This is a genomic window from Butyrivibrio sp. XPD2006 (genome assembly GCF_000420865.1).
Lineage (GTDB): Bacteria > Bacillota > Clostridia > Lachnospirales > Lachnospiraceae > Butyrivibrio.
The window spans coordinates 150,765-172,388 of sequence record NZ_ATVT01000004.1; the positions used below are offsets into that span (position 1 = coordinate 150,765).

Sequence of the window (21,624 nt, forward strand, 5' to 3'; positions counted from 1 at the left end):
ATCAGTCTCCCTCCTTTGCTACACGGATTCTCGGGTCAATGATGCCGTAGAGGATATCTACCACCAGCATGATCCCGATGTACATTGCTGAATATATGAAGCTAAGTGCTATAACAACGTTATAGTCATTAGACTGGATTGCGTTTACAAGAAGTGACCCGACTCCCGGGATGGAAAAGATCTTTTCCACAACAAGGGATCCTGTCATAAGGTCAACAATGAGTGGTGCCAAAACCGTAATGATCGGAATAAGGGCGTTTCTGAGGGCATGGCTGAAGATCAGCTTGTTTCCCGAAAGACCTTTTGATTCCGCAAGGAGCATGTAGTCCGATCCCAGAACTTCTATCATCTCAGCCCTTGTGAATCTGGCAATTGAAGCCATGGTAAACATGGACAGTGAGATTGACGGAAGGACGCTGGATCCTATTACATCCTTGGCCGAAAACAGCATTGGAAACCATTTGAGTTTAAATCCGAACTGGTAAGACAGTGCCAGCGCAAACACATAGGAAGGCACCGAGACACCGATAACCGATATGATCGTTGCCAGAGTATCCCAGACTGTATCCTTTTTAAAGGCAGCAAGGAGTCCCAGCAAAAGACCTATAAGTGCACCTATCATTACTGCTGCAAAGCCAACTCCGATGGAGATAGGAAGTCTTGATGCGATGAGCTGCGTAATAGGTGTGTTCTTGGAAATCTTGTAGCTAACCCCCAGATCTCCTCTGAACATATTAAAGACATACTGAAAGAACTGGACTACGATTGGCTTGTCCAGACCGTATTTGGCATAAAGTGATGCTCTCTGCGCATCGTTGAGCTTCTCGTCGTTAAACGGAGAACCCGGCATGAGCTGCATCAGGATAAAGAGAATCAGTGTGATGGCGAGCAGTGTAAAGACTGCTGTAACTACTCGTTTAAGTACGTATTTTTTCATGACTACCCCAACAAAAAGGAAAATATACGCGGGGACGGATAGCTTTAAATCCATCCCCGCGCTAAAAGTTCTTTTAATCTATCAGTTCTTTACTGCGTTCTTATATACTCTGTTAAGAGCTACAGGGTGGAACTCGATTCCGGAAACGCTTGTGGAAATAAGCTCAGCATTGCACTGTGTGTAGAGAGGGAAGATAACTGCCTCATCCATAACTATCTTCTCTGCATCGTAGAGTGCTGCCCAGCGAGCTGACGGGTCCATAGCTGTCTCACCTGTTGTGCAATCTGCGATGATTGAATCATACTCAGCATTGCTCCAGAAACCATAGTTGTTTGAGTTGTTTGTGATCCACATTCCGAGGTATGTCATAGGATCTGCATAATCAGGACCCCAGCGTGTAAGAGCGATCTCAAACTCGCCTTCCTGCATACGCTCAACTCTCTCCTTCTTGGGCATCTGCTGAAGATCAACAGTAAGTCCGGGAAGAGTTGTCTCAAGCTGCTCCTTAACAACCTGTGCAACCTTGATTGGTGCATCATCTGCGTCGTGGATCATTGTGAGGTTAAGCTCTGTGATTCCGAGTTCCTCAAGTCCCTTTGCCCAGTAATCAGCAGCTGCTGCTGCATCATATCTGCATACATCCTGGAATCTTGTCTGATCCTCTGAGAAATCGGATCCGTCAGGACCTGCTGCAAAGTCCATAGGAACTGCTGTGAATGTAGGAGCTGAACCATCCTTAAGTACGTCTGTTGTGATGGCCTCACGGTTAAGAGCCATTGTAATAGCGAGACGGATATTGAGGTTATCAAGCTCTTTTACTTCCTTGATATTAGGACTGATGTACCAGAGGTAACCGGCACCGATTGCTGCAAATGCAGGATCGTCCTTAACCTGGTCTACCTGCTCACCGTTTACAAGAGTTGTATCAAGATCACCGTTCTGGTAGCTCATAAGAGCCTGCTGTGAATCCTGGATAACCTGATAGTTAAGTCCTGCAAGCTTAACGCTGTCTGCGTTGTAGTAATCAGCATTCTTGGTGAGGTGGATTGCTGTTGCTGCAGGCTGATAATCATCAAGTACAAATGCACCGTTTGAAAGTGTTGTCTCGGGACTTGTTGCAAATGTATCTCCAACGCTCTCATAGAAAGCCTGGTTTACAGGATAGAATGTCGGGAAATACATAAGGCTGAGGAAATAGCTGACAGGAACATTGAGCTTAACCTCAAGAGTCTTGTCATCAACAGCTGTTACGCCGAGCTCTGACTTATCCTTAGTTCCGTCAATGATCTCCTGAGCATTTACGATCTGGCCGATATCACTGAGCATGTAAGAATACTCTGAAGCGATCTCAGGATCAACTGCTCTCTGCCATGCAAATACAAAGTCGTTTGCTGTTACAGGCTCGCCGTTGCTCCAGTTAGCATCAGCGCGGAGATGGAAAGTATATGTAAGTCCGTCATCAGAAATGTCGTAGCTCTCTGCTATGGCATTAACTGCCTGTCCGTCTGCATCCATCTGCATAAGGCCGTCTGTGTAATCGGCAATCACTTCAAATGATGTTCCGTCTGTTGCCTGCTGTGGGTCAAGTGACTCAACAGGTGTCTCAAGCATTACATTGAGGTCCTCTCCTGAACCCTCTCCTGCAGGCTCTGCTGCAACATCTGTTGCTGTTGTGTCTGCGGGCTGTGCAGAATCTGTGCTTTCAGTCTGTGCAGGTGCCTGTTCTGAAACACCGCTGACAGCTGAGCTTCCGCATCCGATCATGCTCATGGCCATTACTGAAGCGAGCATGACTGACAAAAACTTTTTCTTCATACGTATGTCCTCCTAGTGAAATTAATGCTTATACATGTATACAATTGATGTATATTAACCATAGTAAGGTCTCGCAGCAGTATATGTCAACAAAAACTTTAGCACTTTAAATCGAATCTACTTCAACGCGCCTAACAGACAAAGCGGAAACCCATAAAAATAGGGCATCCGCAACTCTGCGAATGCCCTGAGTTATTGATAAACTTTTACAGACACTTCATCAATGTGTCAATATTTTCCCTGGTTGTAGCCCAGTCTGTGGCAAGTCTGATGACTGTATGGGTATCATCATACTTCTCCCAGAAACTGTAGCCGACGTTTTTTTCAAGTTCAGCGAGTTTATCATCACTGATGATGATGAACTGCTGGTTTGTCGGTGAGTCCAGGAAAAACTCATAGTTCTTTTCCTGTAATCTCTCCTTGAGCAGTTCTGCCATATCTATTGCGTTTCTGCTTATGTCCAGGTAAAGATTGTCTGTAAAAAGAGTGTCGAACTGAACGCCAAGGAGCCATCCTTTGGCAAGAAGAGCTCCGTGTTGCTTGATGATCGGTATGTGGTGAGCAGGCTTTCCACCCTTTGTAAAAACAACAGCCTCTCCAAACATGGCTCCCACCTTGGTTCCGCCTATGTAAAAGACATCTGTCAGCTCCGCAATGTCCTTTAGGGTGACATCAGTTCTTTTACTCATAAGACCGTATCCGAGCCTTGCTCCGTCCAGAAAAAGCGGAAGGTTAAACTCCCTGCAGACTGCAGAAATGTCCTCAAGCTCTTTTTGGGTGTAAAGAGTTCCGTACTCAGTGGGGTGAGAGATGTATACTGCTCCCGGAAATACCATGTGCTCGTGGTTATCATCTGCAAAAAAGTTGCTTACATAATCCTTTAACTCTTTTGCGGAAATCTTGCCTATGTTTGATCCGTATTTATCCGTATTGGTCTCTTCTCCTTCTGCAGGAAGAGGAAGTACTTTATGTCCTGAAAACTCGATTGCTCCGGCTTCATGAGCTGCAACGTGTCCTGTCTGAGCCGCCACAACTCCCTCGTATGGCTTAAGAAGCATATCTATAACGGTCTGGTTGGTCTGTGTTCCGCCCACCAGGAAAAAAACTTCTGCCTCCGGGCATTCACAGGCTTTCTTTATTTTATCCGCAGCGCTCCTGCATATATCATCGCTGCCGTATCCCACGTTCTGCTCCATGCCCATATCCAGGAGCCTCTTTAGAATTGCAGGATGAGCGTTTCTTGTATAATCACTTGAAAAAGAAATGATCTGTGCCATGATGATCTCTCCTTATTAACTTAACTGAGTAAAATCTGCTGTCTCTTCCAACGCCTTTACGAACTGCTCAAGGCCTTCCCTGTCGGCCTCATCAAACCGGCCAAGGCTCGGACTGTCGATATCAAGCACAGCGACTACCTTTCCACCACAGTGAATCGGCACAACAATCTCAGAATTTGATGCGCTGTCGCAGGCAATATGCCCCGGGAACTGATGAACATCTTTTACCAGCTGAGTCTCATCGGATGCTGCTGCCGTTCCGCATACACCCTTGCCAAGCTCTATCCTTATGCAGGCAACCTTGCCCTGGAAAGGGCCGAGCATAAGAGAGCCCTTGTTCATGATATAAAATCCTGCCCAGTTCAGATCTTCCATGTTTTCAAACAGAAGCGCTGAAGCGTTGGACATAACCGGAATAAAATGCGGCTCATCCTCAGCAAGTGATCTGATTTGAGCTGCAAGCAATTTGTAATCAGTCATCTAAATATCCTCCAAATGAAAATGGATGTGACTTTAGTTTCCCAAAATCACACCCATTATCCTAACATCAATTTACCTTGTGCACAATCATTTTATTATGCGTTCTTCTTATCTTCCTCTTCGTCCTTTCTTTTCTTTACAGGTGCGAAAACAAAGAATTTAAGAATAGTTGCCAATACCATTGAGAAGAATCCAAATAATACGATACCGAGTACCATAAGCTTGTTAGGAGCCTTCATAGGTATCATGGAACTTCCGATACTTGAGCCTTCAATAGATGAAGTTAACATTACATCTGAAGCAGGATCCATACGATTCTGATATTTGTCATCTTTGTCAAGAACAAAATCGCTGCTTACTTTTGAAGCATCTGTATTAGTGTTGCCCATGCCTGACTTTGTTGGTACACTTGCCTCATCAATGGTTGTTGATGTCACACTCTTAGTGGTCTTTCTTACTGTACTGCTCTTCCTAGCAGGCTTTGCTGTAGTTGTAGTTGTAGATGCAGTAGCTCCTGTAGCTGCATTGTTTTCAGGTGTAGCTGCCTTGCTTGTAACTGCTCCTGAAGGTCTGTAGCCGGATCCTGAAGAATATGAATAGGAAGGACTGCTGTAAGTATATGTTCTTCCGCTTCCACTGCCTCCTGCATTAGTGCTTGAGCCTGTGCTGTTGTCATTTCCTGTAGTCAAAGTTACAGTATTCTTGTTGTTATCTTTATCGGCAGGTTTATTCTGAACATCTGCAGATACAGGATTGTTCTTGATATCTTGAGGTGCAGGTTTATTCTGAGCATCCTTAGTTGCCTGCTCAACTGCTTCAACATCAGCTACTGCCTGATCTACTGCATCCTGAGCAGCTTTTTCATCCTCTGCCTTACCTGCCGCTATCTCCTCTGCTTTATCTCTGATAGCCTCTGCCTCATTCTTCTTATCCCTGGCAGCCTCAAGTGCTGCTTCTGCTGCTGCTCTATCTGCTGCTGCCTTCTCAAGATCTCTCTCTGCCTGATCTACTTCTCCGGATAATCTGTCAACTTCTTCTGCAAGTTTGTTTACATCCTCTGAGATCCTGTTAACTTCACTTGCTATAGCTTCTAACTCTTCAGCAGCTGCAGGGTCTTCATTGTTTGTGTTTTCTCCGGATTCCTCACCCGTTTCCTCGCCGGTTCCTTCTCCGGATTCTCCTGAGCCTTCAGCTCCTTCTCTTGCTGCTCTCTCTGCCAATTTAGCTTCAGCCTCTTTAAGTGCTTCCTGTGCATCATCTAAAGCTTTCTTTGCATCTTCTAAGGCTTTCTTGGCTGCTTCTAAAGCTTTTCTTGCTGCTTCTTCTGCATCGGCTTTTCTGATAGCTTCTGCCTCAGCTTCCGCCTCAGCATCCGAAGCGTCGTTTACTGCAGCTGCTGCTTCCTGAACTGCCTTATCTGCTGCTGCCTTTTCATCTTTAGCGGTATTAAGCGCATTCTGAGCATCCTCTAAAGCCTTTTTTGCATCCTCAAGATTTTTATTTAATGCACCGTCTTCAGCATCCCTTAATGCTTTTTTAGCATCGTTGGCTGCATTTACAAGCTCCTGTATTGCACCAGAAAGTGCTGATGCTGCATTGTTTGCATTGTCTTTGGCTGTAGCATCGTCTGTTCCGGCTGCTGCCTCTTTTGCCTCTTTCACTATTCCATTTGCTTCATCAACAAGGCCTTGAACACCTTTAAGGGCTTCTTCTGCTGTTTCGAGATCTGAAAGCTTACCAATTACATCGTTTATTTTTCCGATCTCATCACTTGCTGTTTTTGCTGCATTGTTTGCCCTGTCTATTGCTTCCTGCCTAGCTTGATTCGCTGCATTTGCTGCTTCTGCTGCGGCTGTATCTGCATTTTTCTTATCTGTTATTGCCTGCTGTGCTGCGTTGGCTGCATCTACAAGGTCTTTTATTGCTCCGGAAAGGGCTGATGCTGCATTGTTTGCATTGTCTTTGGCTGTAGCATCGTCTGTTCCGGCTGCTGCTTCTGTTGCCTCTTTCACTATTCCATTTGCTTCATCGATAAGTCCCTGAACACCTTTAAGGGCTTCTTCTGCCTTTGCAGAATCGGTAAGATCTGCGATTACACCATTTATTTTGCCTATTTCGGCATATGCTGCTTCTGCTGCGTCGTTAGCCCTGTTAATTGCTTCCTGTCTTGCCTGCTCTGCTGCGGCTGCCGCTTCTGCTTCAGCTTCTGCTGCGGCTTTTGCATCATCAAGCTCTTTCTGGGCCTGAGCTATCTTTTCAAGCACTTCGCTAAGATCTTCATCTGTTGCTCCAAGATCTTTTGCCTTCTCTACCGCTGCATTTGCTTCGCTTATCTTTCCTTCTTTATCCTTGATATCTGCGGATACTGCTGCGTCTGCTGCTGCATCTGCTGCTGCGATTGCTTCCTGCTTTGCCTGCTCTGCTGCGGCTGCCGCTTCTGCTTCAGCTTCTGCTGCGGCTTTTGCATCATCAAGCTCTTTCTGGGCCTGAGCTATCTTTTCAAGTACTTCACTAAGCTCTGCATCTGTAGCTCCAAGGTCTTTTGCATGGTCTACAGCTGTATTTGCTTCGCTTATCTTTCCTTCTTTATCCTTGATATCTGCGGATACTGCTGCGTCTGCTGCTGCATCTGCTGCTGTAATTGCTTCCTGTTTTGCCTGCTCTGCTGCTGCGGCTGCCGCTTCAGCTTCAGCTTCTGCTGCGGCTTTTGCATCATCAATAGCTTTCTGTGCTTGTGCTGCTGCACCCTCAAGGTCACTTATTGCCGTGGAAAGATCTGATGCTGCCTGCTCTGCATTGCCTTTAGCTGTAGCATCATCTGTTCCGACTGCTGCTTGCTCTGCTTCTTCTTTGATTCCGGTTGCTTCATCAACAAGTGCCTGAACGCCTTTAAGTGCATCTTCAGTCTTTTCAGGATCTGAAAGATCCGCAATTACATTCTCTATCTTTCTTATTTCTTCTGCTGCGTCTGCTGCTGCATCCTCAGCTCTTTTTTTAGCTTTCTCCGCTTTGGTTAAATCTTCCTCAGCTTTATCAGCTGCCGCATCTGCTGCGTCTGCTGCTTCTATTGCTTTTTGAGCCCAATTTGTTGCTGCGCTCTTTGAATCCTCATCATCAGTTCCTTCGGCTGCTGTCTTCGCTGCACTTGCCGCTTCTCTTGCATCCTGTGCTGCTCCTCTTGCTGCATCTATTGTTTCCTTGGAAGGATGATCTTTTACTTCCTTTTTTGCTGCATCTGCTGCGTCTGCTGCCCGTTTTGCTGCGTCTGCTGCCTTTTCTGCTTTCTGAGCTGCATCTAAAGCTGCATCCTCTTTTGCCTTAATTGCCGCTCTTACTTCTTTTGCTGCCTTTTCTGCTTTCTGAGCTGCTGCATCTGCTTCATCGGCCTTTGCTCTGGCATTTTCAGCTTCTTGACGAGCCTGTGCGGCTGCTTCATTGGCCAATCTTATAATCTCCGGATCAGCGATACCCTCTGCTGCTGTAGCTGCGGCTTCTGCATCATCCGCTTTCTTATCTGCTGTAGTTGCCGCTGACCTGGCAATACCTGCAGCTGTCCATGCATCTCTTGCTGCTGTTTCTGCAGCATCTGCTGCGGCTTGTGTCTCTTCTGTTCTTGCTGTAGCTGCTGCAGTTGACGCTGTTGTGGTTGCACTACCGGCATCATCTGCTTTATTTTTTGCGGTGTCTTTCGCAGAATTTGCTGCTTCTGTTGCATCTTTTACAGTCTTTTCACTATCAAGCTTTGTCTGAGCTTTCTGCCATGCTTCGCTCAGAGCCTTCGCAGCTAATCCGGCATCTCTTGATTTTTCTTCAAGTGTACCTGCTACGCCATCTGCTTCATCCGCTTTTGCATTTGCTTGAGACTTTAACTCACTGTTATCTGTTGCTTCAGCTGCTTTTCTTGCATCATTTGCCTTACCTGATACTTCAGCTATGAGATTAGATGCATTTGCTGCTTTTTGGACAGCGTTTTCTGCTGCTTTCTTTGCATCTTCTATTGTTTTCTCTGTAGGATTCTTAAGAGCTTCTTCGAGCTCTTTAGCTTTACTGATTGCGTCATCAGCCTCATTGATTGCAGTATCTGCTCTTCCGAGTACTTCCTCAATGTCTGAAATAGCTTTTCTAGCTGCCTCTTCTGCGTCCTTAGCTATTTTTTCACGGATTTTCTCTACAATTCCCTCTGCGTATCCTGCCTGTTTGTCAGCTTCACTGGCTTGTGTAGATGCTTCGCCAGCTGCTGCTCTTGCATCGGATTCTACATCAGGATATTTTTCTTTGTTTACTGCCTCAGCAGCTGCTGTTGCTGCTTCTGATGCTTCTCTTGCTGTATTTGCTGCCTCTCTTGCTGTCCTTGCAGCCAGTTCAGCCTTGTCCGCATCCTCTTTCTTACCTGTTTCGTTTGCCTTATCTGCTGCATCTTTTGCTGCTTTAGCTGCGCCTTCTGCATCTCCGGCTGCGGTTGTTGCTGTCTGCGTTGCCTTTATTGCTTTGTTTTTGGCATCTTCATCAAGCTCATCCTGAGCAGCCTTTGCTGCCTCTCTTGCTGCTTTTGCTGCTTCATCTGCTTCCTCAGCATATTTTCTTGCATCGCTTTCTGCTGTTTTTGCAGCTGTCTTTTCTTCCTCGGTTACATTTGGATCAGCAGCTGCATTTTTGACAGCATCAGCTGCCTTTATTGCGGCATCTCTTGCAAGCTCTGCTGCTTCTGCAGCAGCAATGGCTGCAGTTATTGTCTCAGGTGAAGACTTATCAACGCGCTCTGCTCTGTTATTGGCTGACTCTGCTGCTACTTTTGCTGTTTCTGCAGCATTTTTTGCTTCGAGTGTTGCTTTCTCAACTCCGGCCTTTGCATTCTTGATCTTCTCATCAAGCTTTGCCTGAGCCGCATCAGCTGCAACACCTGCATCTTTTATTGCCTGTTTTGCATCTTGAACTTTTTGCTTAGCGTTTTTAAGTGTTTCTTCTGTAGTTTTTTTGTCTTTGGCATTACTGAGTGCCAGTGCGTTCTCAGCATCTTCTATTGCTTTTTCAGCTGCCTGTACTGCAGTTGCTGCTTCACCGACCTTGACTCTGGTTTCACCTATTGCGGTTGCTGTTATCTTAGTTTCATCTTCTAATACTTTTGCTGCATCAGTTGCCAGACCTGCTGCTGTCTTTGCCTTATCTGCCAGCTGAGCTGCTTTTGTTACTGCTGTTTTTGCTGCATCATTTAATTTGCCCTGTGCATTGTTTGCAGCATTTCTTGCATCATTCGCGGCTTTCTGAGTATCTTCGATTGCCTGTACCGCAATGTCTCTATATTGTAACACACCATTTGTATACGCATTATCACTCTCTCCAAGATATTGCTTGGCTATTATATATTCATTAGCTGCATTTATATATTTATTTGCTGCATTAGTTAATTCAGTTACTGCATTTTGTGCATCTGTTGCGCTGCTATTCGCACTGTCTATATTTGCCTTTGTTGCCTGACCCATTACTGCAGTTGTTGCATTTTCAGCTTTTGTTTTTGCAGCATTTGCAGTTCCATAAGCAGACTGTAGTCCTGGAAAACTTTTATCTGCTTCATTTTTCAGCTTCTCTACTGCTGATTTTGCTGCCTGTTTTGCGCCTTCTCCCGACTTATTTGCCGTATTTACCATGCTCTCTAACTGCTGGTATGCACTTAAAGCATTCTGATTCTGTGTGCCAAGGTAAATATCCGCAACTTCGGCTGCTGCCACTTTTGCCTTTTCTATAGCAGCATCTACAGCCCCGGCTGCCTCCATAGCCTTTTTAACATTCTCAGCTGATGGGGTTTTATTGACTTGATTCTTCCAATAATTTGCGTTCTGATTTGCTGTATACAACTCTCTGATTACAGCATTTGCTTTATCTATTGCCGGCTGAGGATCGATTGTCGGATTTACAGTCTCCTCATCAGCCATAGTAAATGTGACGCTATTTATTGTTGCGTATTTGTAGTCATCACTGTCAAAAGAATTGTCCCTATAGTAATTCGTAGCATAATCGTCTATGTTAGACATTACACCAAAATATTTGGCTATTCCTCCATTTGTCTTAACGCTGTAAGTGCCGTTTCCGGTACTATCATACTGAACAAAAAGTTCATTCCAGTTTTCATCGTAGAGCTTATATGCAAGAAGAAGATTCTTGCTCACATTTGATACATTAACGTTTATGCTGATAAGTTTACTAAGATCAATTCGCTGATCCAACTCAATATATGTGTCCTGATAGTCTCTCTGGAACTTAAGCTGACCATTACTATAGCTATCCCTACCATCAACATTCGGTATTCTGTTGACGAAATTCAGTTGATTCTTTGAAAGCTGAATTGTTTGGGGATTGTCTACCTGATGCGCCTCCTCCTTACTTTCACCCTTCATAGTTACTTTAACATAGTCAATTCCGATTGTATTACCTGCGGACTGAGACATGATTCCGATGTGATTGAATCTTCCGCTGAATTTAGGCTTAATGACTATTTCGCCATTGCTATTTGCAGCCAGATCATAATATGTCCACTTATCGGTTTTATCACTAAGTGTGAGATCATTGTGGAGCTTAACTGCAATCAGATTATCCTGCCTGTTAAGCTTGATTGTCACACTGTCTACCTGATATCCCCAATATTCCTTTTGAAGATCAAAGATATATTCCTGATTTTGTTTTTCCAGATATACTTCGTTAGACCATCTACTGTCACTTTGGTCCCATCTGGCAACAACCAGGTTATCGTAATTCTTTTCACTTTTTCCAACTGTAGTATTATTGCTGTAATCCCACTTGACGTTCATTGACACGCCACTCTGGGTTGCTCCTGCAGCCTGTACTCCTACAGTATTTACATCAACCGTACCGACTATCAACGCGATTGCCAGTACAAATGTAATTAAGCGATTGACTAAGTTTTTCATAACTTGCTCCTTTCACATCACACGACTTGCATTGTAGAGCTTCTTTTAAAAAAACGTAAGCGTTTTCATGGCGAAATTATGAAAAAACTGTGAAATCCGAAACCGTATTTCGTTAATCAGTTTCCAGTTGAAACAAAATCTCAGATTCTCCCCTGTTGACACAAAAGAGTCTGTCAATTATACTAGCTTTTAAATAATTTTCTGAAAGAGAACGAATATGTTAGACACATTACTCATCAACTCAATAACACCATCCAATAAACCCGTGAATAATAATCAGGGGTCTAATAATGCTGAGTTTGATGAGGATAAGCGAAGATGTATATTCAATTAACGAATATATATATGATCCATTGATAAAGACCTCATCAGACTATAAGGGTTTGATGAGGTTTTTTTATATTATGATCAGGAGGAGAAAATATGGAACTAATAAGAGTACAGGATTCAGATTACCAAAAAACCTACGAGCTTTATATGTCTTTTCCCGAAAACGACAACGGATATATGAACAATGTGTATGGCTATAATTATGATCAGTTCCTCGCCTGGATAGAGATGAAGCGCAACTGGTCTTTGGGAAAGGAGCTTCCGAAGGGATTTGTGGCTGACACAACATATGTGCTTGCTGATGGAGATACCTATGTGGGAGTATTTAACCTTCGACACTACCTGAACGATTTTTTAAGAGAAGGTCCCGGTCATATAGGCTACTGCATTTCCGAGAAATACCGCGGAAAGGGCTACGCCACAAAAGGCCTTGCGCTCACACTTGAAAAAGCAAGACAGATCGGTATACATGAAGCATATTTATCAGTAAACAAGGATAACCCCGCAAGCCTTCGTGTTCAGCAAAAGAACGGCGCATATATTCATCATGAGAATGAAACCGAGTATTTCACCAGAATAAACGCTATTACAGACGGTGAATCCAGAGAAGAAATCATAGGAAAGTTCTACACCCAGTATGATGAGGATACACGTCTTGAAAGATCAGTGCACGGAAGACTTGAGTTCGAAACCACCATGAACTATATCCACAGATATGCAAGGAAAGGTTCAAAGGTTTTAGAAATCGGCGCAGGTACAGGAAGATACTCCATCGCTCTGGCAAAAGAAGGAATTGACGTGACAGCCGTTGAGCTGGTAGATAAAAATCTATCTATACTAAAGGAACGAAGTAAAGATACAGATAATTTGAAAGCATATCAGGGAGATGCCACAAGACTTGATGCTTTTGCCGACGAGTCTTTTGACGTAACCCTTGTGTTCGGGCCTATGTATCACCTGTATGATGCGGAGGAAGTAAATAAGGCTATTGATGAAGCCATAAGAGTCACCAAAAAGGACGGCGTTATACTGTTCGCATTCATCTCAGTCTTCGCTATCATGTACGCAAACTATTTCTATGGTAACTGGGGAGAAGGACAGGAAGAGAACTTTACAGAAGATTACAGGATAAGGCACTTCAAGGAGCAGCTCTTTACCGGATACGATATAACCGAATTCGAAGACCTGTTCAAGGATAAGCCTGTGACATGGATCACCACCACCGGTGTTGACGGCCTCTTAGAGCCCATCGAACACAGAGCAGACTTTAAGGTGTCGGAGGAAGATTTCAAAAAGCTCGCCGACTGGTATCTCGCCTTCTCAGAAAAACGCGAACTCCTCGGCCACACCAACCACCTTCTCTACATCTGCCGCAAAAAATGACCCCCGGGGACGGAGTCATGGGACCATTTTGAGTCACCGGGGACGTTTCAGTTTGACTCACCACATAAGGCAAAAAAAAGGACATCCGATCGGATGTCCTTTTCTTAGAGCGATAGACGGGGCTCGAACCCGCGGTCTCGACCTTGGCAAGGTCGCGCGTTACCAACTACGCCACTATCGCATATATGTAAAGTCGCTTTCGCGACAGCAAAGTAAATATTATATTATTTTAAGTGGGTTGTCAACAGATTTTTTAAAAAATATAATATTTTTTGTTGTTGACTTCGCCCTTGGGGCACGCTTTATCCTTTACTTAAAGATGATCATCAGGTACAGAACATAGTGTTGACTTCAGAAAGGATGAGAAAGCGAATGAATATTGGGGAACTCATACTAATAATAGATACCGGCAGTAAAAGGGAGGCACATGCATGAAGGAAGTTATGACATCGGGAGAGATCGCCAGGAAGGCAGGTGTATCCCAGAAGGCGCTCAGAATATATGATGAAAAAGGTCTTTTGAGACCTGTAGGTTACTCTGAAGGGAATTATAAGCTGTACGACAAGAGTTCCTTAATGATCCTTGAAAAGATCATAGCGCTGAAGCATGTGGGATTCAGCCTGGAGGAGATCAAGAGTAACCTTGAAGATGACAGTCAGGAAACAATAGAAGAAACCCTCAAAAAACAGCTGGCACTCATGGAAAAGAAAATCTACGAGATGCAGAAGTCTGCTGAATGCATAAAGGTGGCGCTAGCAAGACTAAAAGAAGATCCGGATTGGGACAACGTGGCTGATGTCATCCGTAAGATGGAAATGGCCCAGGGTCAGGACGAAAGAAGATGGTACGCAGCAAACCATGCGGCTGACGGTATAGAGTGGTATGTAAAGATATTTGACTCACTGGACTTTAATGAAGGAGAAGATGTTCTTGATCTTGGCTGCAGCTACGGACTTTTGTGGCGCGAGAACTGGGACCGGATTCCTGAGAAATTCGTTGTGGACGGCATAGACATACACGATAGCTGGGCAGATGATCTTGCAGATTATCTCAAGGAACAAAAAGACACTCTTCCGAAAGGTTCAGATATCAAGGTAATATTTGAGAATCTTGAAGAGGAACAGACCTGGGATAATATCTATAAAAAGAAATATGATAGAATTATTGCGCACTACCTGCTTTCCTATTTTGAAGAACCCGGCAGGATCATTGATAAGGCTTCTAAAGCTCTAAAGGATGGAGGAATGCTTTCATATACCTATGTAGGAACCAGTAGAGAACATGACTATTGGGAAAGGTTTTTTTCTGAAAATGGATTTGATAAATCTACTCCGGTAAAAAGAAGAAAAGAGCTTACCGAAAGGGAGGATGCGCTGATAGCTGAAATTTCAGGATGCTTCTCCAAGGTGGAGAAGGTACGGCTTCTTGCTCCAATATCCTATGACGACTCCGAACTATTATTTGAGAGAGTTGAAAGAAGGTATCCCGGCGCAAGCAAATATCTTGCTTCTGTAAAGGACAAGATGATCGAGTGTTTTGACAGACTTATAGAAAAAGATGGTGTGATAATAGTGGATAGTGACACTACTTTTATACACTGCTTCAAATAACAGATAGTTAAAGCCCCCGGATCACAATGATCTGAGGGCTTTGTTTTACATTTCATCGCATACCTGGAAGATGACGAATTTCAAATAGTATGAAGCAGCTCCGCCCCAGAGGATAGGATGGTCTGCTGCCTGCTGTCTGAATTCAACCTGGCGAAGGCGCTTGTGAGCGTCTCTTGCAGCGTCTGCAATAGTCTTAAGAAAGAGCTCTTCATCCATGAAATGAGAGCAAGAGCAGGTTGCCAGGTATCCGCCGTTCTTGACAAGACGCATTCCACGAAGGTTTATCTCTTTGTAGCCTGTAGCAGCTTTCTTGATGGATGCTCTGGACTTGGTAAATGCCGGAGGATCAAGGATAACAACATCAAACTTCTCACCCTTTCTCTCAAGGTCAGGAAGAAGCTCAAATACATCGGCGCACTGAAAGCTTGCGATATTCTCGAGGCCGTTAAGGGCAGCATTTTCTCTGGCCTGCTCACAGCCAAGGTCTGAAGCATCTACGCCCAAAACCGAAGCAGCACCGGCTGCTGCTGCATTAAGTGCAAATGAACCTGTATGCGTGAAGCAGTCCAGAACCTTTTTGCCCTTGCACAGACCTCTGATGGACTGTCTGTTAAACTTCTGGTCAAGGAAAAATCCTGTCTTCTGACCGTTCTCCACATCCACATAATACTTTACGCCGTTCTCTTCTATAAGAACCTTGGTGTCAAAAGACTCTCCGATAAAGCCCTTTGTTCTCGCAAGGCCTTCAAGTTCACGAACCTTGGCGTCACTTCTCTCATAGATTCCGCGCACCTTAACGCCATCCTCTGCAAGTACTTTTTTACATGCATCAAGTATCTTATCCTTCATTCTGTCAGTTCCCAGCGCAAGAGATTCTATAACAAGCACATCTGAGAACTTATCTATTGTAATCCCCGGCAGGAAATCAGCTTCTCCGAATATAAGTCTGCATGAAAGCCCGGTAAGCGCATCATCTCTATTGAGATATTCTGCCATGTAATCAGCCATTACAGCCTTCCTGTATTCCCAGGCATTGCGAACCCTCGTCTCAATAAGCTCATCCGTAACGGGGTTCTCCTTCTTTCTGGACATCATGCGAACCCTGATCTTGGAATTCTCATTTATAAAACCGTATCCCAAAAAGAAGTCATCAAAATCGTGAAGCTCGACAATGTCGCCATTCTCATAGCTTCCCTCAACTCTGTCAATCTCATTATCATAGATCCAAAGTCCGCCTGACTTGAATTCTCTACCCTGACCTTTTTTTAGTATTACCTTTGCGTTCATCATTTCTCCGATCAAATCTGATTTGTTTTGAAATATATGTTGACAATACAACAATATTATTCTAAAATCAATTCGTTGTCACATTTATTATTGTAACAGCGAAATGCGATAGTGGCGTAGTTGGTAACGCGCGACCTTGCCAAGGTCGAGACCGCGGGTTCGAGCCCCGTCTATCGCTCTTTAGAAGGACATCCGATTGGATGTCCTTTTTTTGTATCATTTCCTCCCCATACATTCTATAATGATTAAAAAGGTATATTTTCGCGGGGGACATAATGATGAACGACAGAATTGCGAAACTAAAGGGAAACATCGAGCAGAGAATTGTCGGAAAGGGAGACGTGATCGACAAGATCATAACCGCCCTTTTGGCCGGGGGACATGTCCTGTTGGAAGATGTTCCCGGAGTCGGTAAGACCAGTCTTGCCAAGGCCCTTGCAGACTCACTCTCACTGTCTTTTTCAAGGATCCAGTGTACGCCTGACACCATGCCATCTGACATCACAGGCATTTCCATATACAACAAAGATACAGGGGCGTTTCAGGTTATGCCGGGACCGGTTCTTAACAACATTGTTCTGGCAGATGAGTTAAACCGCACATCGCCCAAGACTCAGTCTGCACTTCTTGAGGTAATGGAGGAGCACAAGCTTACCATAGACGGAACCTCCTACCCTGTCCCAGAGCCATTCATGGTCATTGGAACCCAGAATCCCGCAGAGATGGCCGGCACTTATCCCCTTCCGGAATCTCAGCTTGACCGTTTCATGATGAAGCTCTCCGTAGGATACCCGGAGGCAAAAGCTTCCAAAGAAATGGCAAAAAGATTTCTCGACGGTGATCTCCACTCAGAGACCGACGCCGTTCTCACCGGAAAAGACATCTGCGACATGAAGGAAGAAGTTTCCAAGATCTCTGTCCACAATAATCTCCTGTCCTACGCCTCTGACATTGTAGATGCCACACGCTGCAAGTCCGAGATTTCAGTAGGGGCTTCGCCGAGAGCTCTTTTATCCATGATCCGCTGCTCCCAGGCCATCGCCTATCTCGCAGACAGGGACTACTGCATTCCCGAAGACATCGCATGTGCTGCGGAACTCACCCTTCCCCACAGACTGATACTCACCGGCGAGGCAAGACTCAGCCGCATCACAGGCACCGATCTGTTAAAAGACATTCTGAAAAAAGTCAAAGTGCAATGAAAATTACTTTCGCAAAACCAAACCTACTGATCTATCTTGCAGCGCTGGCTGCCGTCACCGTTTTTGCGAGCTTCTACGGCGGACCGGTAGCTTTCGCACCGCTATTTGTGCTGCTTTTACATATCCCCGTTTCCATAATATACATCCTGATAAGCTTTAAGTTTCTGATGATCTATCAGGAGATAGAAGTTCACAAGCTCACAAAGGGTGAAGTCCACAAATACCGGGCTTATTTTGAAAACGCCGGACTCCTTCCCATACACAATATGGCCCTTGGCATATACACAGACCGCTGCACTCTGTATGAGATTCCATCTGAAACCCGCATATCTCTTGATGTACACGAGGGAAAAGAGCTTTTGTCCGGTATCAACTGTCTTTTTGCGGGAGCATACGATGTGGGAATTGAGAACGTCTCTTTTAGCGATCCTTTCCACATTTTCACCATCACACTGAAGGTCCCTTATTCTTTCAGAGCCATCGTAAATCCCAGGATCACGGATATCGCCGGCAAGTCTCTTGACTTTGAAAACCTCATAAACAGCACCGGGCAAAAGAGCTACAGCCTCTTTGAAGATACTCCCGGAAATGATATGCGCCCCTATCAAAAAGGCGACAGCATGGCAAGCATCAACTGGAAGGTATACGCCAAAGAATCCGAGCTGATGGTCAGAATTCCGGACAAAATGGAAAAGAGATCCGTATCCATCATCATGAACGCGCGGAACATCCCTGAAAGAGACAGGGATACAGAGTTTTTAAGAGCACGCGATTTCTTCCTGGAGTTTGTGGTCTCTTCAGCCAAGCACTTCACCGATCAGGGAATCCCCCTGACCATCATCTACCCTGCCGGTACGATCCGGGAGGAAATAATTGATTCAAACAGAAGCTTTACAGAGTTTTACGGAAGCGTCTCCGACAGACTCTTTTACTCTACGGATTCAGATTATAAACAGCTGCAGGATCTGATCTTAAAGCACAGGAAAATGAGCGATGAAAGACAAACATGGATCATCATTAACGAAGCCCCTGGAGAGGGCGAGCATTTCATCAATATTCTCGAATGAGGTGGCAGGCCATCTTCTTGCCTTTTCTTTTGCTGCGCTTTTTTCCGAGATATATCTGCTCTATAACGAGGATGCAGACCATGCCCTGATATCTCTTTTCCCATTTCTGGTTACGGGGATATTCCTTATGTGCTGCATTTTAGAGAACATCTTCAGCCGCTTTGTATCAGGGGCTGTTTCCATTGTCTTTTCGATAATTCCTTCCCTGGTCCTTGCGTTTATGTTGCGGCGCTTTAATGTGCTTTTAGTTCTTCAATCCGCAATTATTATGGCTGTTCTTCTAAGGCTGTGTCTTTCTCCCATATTGAGAAAATGGCAGCTTCTTATCACTGTGATCCTGCTCCTTGATATCGCCGCTTTATATCTGTTCTTTTCTGAAGATGCCTTTAGCAATCATTTCCTATCCGAAAAGCTCTTTTGCATAAGCCTTGTGATCCTTACTCTGTATTCAGGACAGGCCGTTCTTTTTCCAAAAGAGAGATCTCTTTTCCCGATACATTTCTTCCTGTGTGTCGGGATCCTTGCATCGCTCATTTCCATGAAGAAAACTCCCATTGACTGGTCTTTTGCAGTTCGCCTAGGACAGAAAATTGCTGAGGGCATAGAGACTGCTGCTGACAATACTTCCTATTACTTCTCTTCTGCTTTTGGAAGCACCTACTCCACAGGCTACAGTTCTTTATCCGCAAACGGTGGAAAGATCGAGCGCTCCGACAGGCTGCAGATCATTCTTGAGACTGACGAAATGCCCTATCGCACATATCAGGATGAAGAAACAGGTGAATTTGAAAACGTGCGCAAAACACTGTATCTATCCGGTGGTATCGGCTCAGATACCACGCAGTTTGTAAGTTTTCTGGGATTTCTGAATCAGAACGGCATAGACAAAGATACGGCAGCTTTATTCACACAGCCGTCAGCTGTAGACATTGAATATGTCTACCTTGATACCCACGATGAAATCGCGCCCCGGTCAGCTTTTCTGCTAACAAGATGGGATCAGAAGATTACAGGAGGCGTCAGCACATCACTTCATAATAAAGGCTATCGCATAAGCGCACAGTATCTGGACATAGACTATGCAAGTCCTTATCTTACTCATCTTCTCAGATCCGGAAAGGGCGCATCAGCCCTTAACTACGAAGATGCCTGTGCTTACGCAAAAGACCTGTGGGATATTGAGCTTAGTGAAGTCCTCTCCGCTGATGAATATGAGAAAGCACTCGCGGGGCAGGCAAAGACTGGCAGCGACATCAGAAAAGAGTATCTGGACATAACCGGTACCGATAACAGGCTCCTTTCTCTAGCCGATGAGATTACTTCAGGCTGCAGCTCAGATTATGACAAGTGCAAGCAGATAGAAAGCTTTCTCAGACAGTACGCCTACACCACTGACTCAGAGGGCGGCTATGACGAAAGCTCAGATATGAGCAGCTCAAAAGGCATGGCTGACATCTCCGAAAGATTTCTTTTTGATACTGGCAAAGGTTACTGTGTCCATTTCACATCATCCATGGTGATGCTCCTAAGGCTCTCCGGCATCCCGGCAAGGGCCGTAACAGGCTATAGATATGCCTTTCCTTTTGAAAAAAATGATGAGTACCGGATAAATGCAAAATGTGCCCACGCCTGGCCAGAAGCCTACATCAATGGCGCCGGCTGGATTCCCTTTGAGCCAACTCCGGCCTATTATACCCAGGCTGACAGCTCCTGGCACAAAGCTCCTGCTCTTTTGGAAAAAGCAGAAGAGAGTCCTGTAAAAGATGTACCAAAGGCTTATGTTCAGCCGCAAAACGAACCCTCCCCTGAAGACTCTTTTGCCCAAAACTCACTTCTGGCACTTAAAGTCCTGTGGCCATTCATCCTTTCAGCAATTCTTCTTGTAGTTCTGCTGATAGCCGGCACAAGGCTCCTTAAGTATCTGCGCTACAAGTATGCCTCGCCCACAAGGCAGCTGCTGTTTGATGTCGAGCAAATAAAAAAGAGCCTCGTCAAAAGCTCCGGGCTTCAGATCTATGACAGAGGCCATTTGTCGGATTATGTCCCACTGGCTCCCGACGACATGCAAAGTGACCTCACTGATATTTTTGGCACATGTTACAGACTTATGTACAGCGCAGGAAAAGACAATGCGCCTACCCCGGCAGAAAATGCCCTGGCCAGAAGCATTAGAGAAAAGCTTGAAAAGAACAAAAGCCACTAATCCAGTATTACTTTATTTCTTCCGCTTTCTTTGGCGCGATATAACCTGTCATCAGCTATCTGCAAAAACTTATCCAGATCCAGACCACTTTCATAAGCCGCAGCACCTATGGATGCTGTGGCTTTTATTGTCTGTCCGCCCACCGTAAACTCGCAGCTTTCAATGCACTTCCTGATTTCCTCAAGCATTTTTCCGAACTCATCGTAGGAAATCAGTTCGGGAGATATCAAAAGAAATTCTTCCCCACCCCATCTTCCGTACAGAAGGCCATTTTCCTGATACTTTCTAAAACAGCCTGTTATCTCTTTTAAGACGGCGTCTCCTGCCAGATGGCCATAGGTGTCATTTATCTTTTTAAAGAAATCCACGTCAAGAATGGCAATTGACAGTTTTCCTCCAAAACCTTCTACCTTCCGCGAGATCTCAGCCTCAAGAATGTTCTGTATCTTGTACCTGTTATAAATCTCAGTAAGTGCGTCGTGCTCAGCCACATATTGCAGCGCTTTGTTCTTCATGGTCATTCGCTGGTTGTAAATTGCTGTATAGATCATTATGGATATAAAACCCAAGGCTGCATTCACGTAATACAGCACAGATGCCAATTGCTCATCCGCTCTGAACTGTGTAGGTAAAAAGCCATGTCTGTCCAGATATACCAGCAGCTCAAACCCCAAAATTATCGTAAGTGAATATATGCCGATCTGCTTTTTGGGTCTCTTACTTAGATTTGGAATAAAAAACGGAAGAAAGACACTGGAGAGAGTTCCGAAGAGCCATAGATGATATCCACAGGCAAGACCCATGAACATACAGGCAAAAATCACATGCCAGGAAATCTCACTTTCCATGATCCATACAGTGACCAGATGACGCCCCTTAGCTATGAGCATGGCACTTACAACATATATCAGAATACTGATAATGTTGATAAATATCATCGGTGTACATCCAACCCATATATAGAATATCTCCATCAGGCTATGTACCACGCCAAGAGAAACAGCCACCACCATATACTGGCTGTTATCCAGATAGTCACCATTATATATTTCCTGATAAGTTCTGTCTCTTAAAGATTCGTTTTCCATATAATAATTGTAATTCCGTAAC

12 protein-coding genes and 2 tRNA genes are annotated in these 21,624 nt (G+C 44.7%); 6 read left to right on the plus strand and 8 right to left on the minus strand.

Annotated features, from left to right (window positions below; translation table 11 throughout):
- Position 1 precedes the first annotated feature (1 nt).
- From G590_RS0106360 to G590_RS20485, 5 genes are all read right to left on the minus strand, one after another.
- Positions 2-937: an ABC transporter permease gene (locus G590_RS0106360; RefSeq protein ID WP_022764843.1), complete on the minus strand. Its 936-nt coding sequence runs from the start codon at positions 935-937 to the stop codon at positions 2-4.
- 81 nt (positions 938-1,018) lie between these two features.
- Positions 1,019-2,752: a peptide ABC transporter substrate-binding protein gene (locus tag G590_RS0106365; RefSeq protein ID WP_022764844.1), complete on the minus strand. Its 1,734-nt coding sequence runs from the start codon at positions 2,750-2,752 to the stop codon at positions 1,019-1,021.
- A gap of 206 nt (positions 2,753-2,958) precedes the next feature.
- Complete coding sequence (locus tag G590_RS0106370; protein WP_026493980.1) at positions 2,959-4,020, minus strand: threonine aldolase family protein; 1,062 nt, start codon at positions 4,018-4,020, stop codon at positions 2,959-2,961.
- 24 nt (positions 4,021-4,044) lie between these two features.
- A complete protein-coding gene (locus G590_RS0106375) occupies positions 4,045-4,509 on the minus strand; it encodes a GAF domain-containing protein (protein ID WP_022764846.1) in 465 nt (154 codons plus the stop codon).
- 95 nt (positions 4,510-4,604) lie between these two features.
- Entirely contained in the window at positions 4,605-11,432 is a 6,828-nt protein-coding gene (locus G590_RS20485; protein WP_022764847.1) for a hypothetical protein, read from the minus strand.
- A gap of 423 nt (positions 11,433-11,855) precedes the next feature.
- Between G590_RS20485 and G590_RS0106385 the strand changes: the two genes are divergently transcribed.
- Positions 11,856-13,145 (plus strand): GNAT family N-acetyltransferase, encoded by a 1,290-nt coding sequence (locus G590_RS0106385; RefSeq protein ID WP_026493981.1) that lies wholly within the window; start codon positions 11,856-11,858, stop codon positions 13,143-13,145.
- Positions 13,146-13,253: 108 nt separating this feature from the next.
- Here G590_RS0106385 and G590_RS0106390 read toward each other — a convergent pair.
- Positions 13,254-13,326, minus strand: a tRNA-Gly gene (locus G590_RS0106390).
- Positions 13,327-13,576: 250 nt separating this feature from the next.
- On the opposite strand from G590_RS0106390, the gene G590_RS0106395 reads away from it, so the two are divergent.
- Positions 13,577-14,755, plus strand: coding sequence for a MerR family transcriptional regulator (locus G590_RS0106395; RefSeq protein WP_022764848.1), 1,179 nt, complete (start codon positions 13,577-13,579; stop codon positions 14,753-14,755).
- A gap of 45 nt (positions 14,756-14,800) precedes the next feature.
- On the opposite strand, the gene G590_RS0106400 is transcribed toward G590_RS0106395, so the two are convergent.
- Complete coding sequence (locus G590_RS0106400) at positions 14,801-16,045, minus strand: class I SAM-dependent rRNA methyltransferase (protein WP_022764849.1); 1,245 nt, start codon at positions 16,043-16,045, stop codon at positions 14,801-14,803.
- 102 nt (positions 16,046-16,147) lie between these two features.
- On the opposite strand from G590_RS0106400, the gene G590_RS0106405 reads away from it, so the two are divergent.
- The 4 genes from G590_RS0106405 to G590_RS0106420 all read left to right on the plus strand — a co-directional run bounded on the left by G590_RS0106405 (position 16,148) and on the right by G590_RS0106420 (position 20,514).
- Positions 16,148-16,220, plus strand: a tRNA-Gly gene (locus G590_RS0106405).
- 97 nt (positions 16,221-16,317) lie between these two features.
- Entirely contained in the window at positions 16,318-17,244 is a 927-nt protein-coding gene (locus tag G590_RS0106410; protein WP_022764850.1) for an AAA family ATPase, read from the plus strand.
- Complete coding sequence (locus G590_RS0106415) at positions 17,241-18,311, plus strand: DUF58 domain-containing protein (RefSeq protein ID WP_022764851.1); 1,071 nt, start codon at positions 17,241-17,243, stop codon at positions 18,309-18,311. Before G590_RS0106410 ends, G590_RS0106415 begins: the two co-directional genes overlap by 4 nt.
- Positions 18,238-20,514 carry a transglutaminase-like domain-containing protein gene (locus G590_RS0106420; protein WP_081641002.1) on the plus strand — a complete coding sequence of 759 codons (2,277 nt, stop codon included), beginning with the start codon at positions 18,238-18,240 and terminating at the stop codon, positions 20,512-20,514. Before G590_RS0106415 ends, G590_RS0106420 begins: the two co-directional genes overlap by 74 nt.
- Here G590_RS0106420 and G590_RS20490 read toward each other — a convergent pair.
- A complete protein-coding gene (locus G590_RS20490; protein ID WP_022764853.1) occupies positions 20,511-21,602 on the minus strand; it encodes a GGDEF domain-containing protein in 1,092 nt (363 codons plus the stop codon). The genes G590_RS0106420 and G590_RS20490 overlap by 4 nt on opposite strands.
- Between the last annotated feature and the right edge of the window lie 22 nt (positions 21,603-21,624).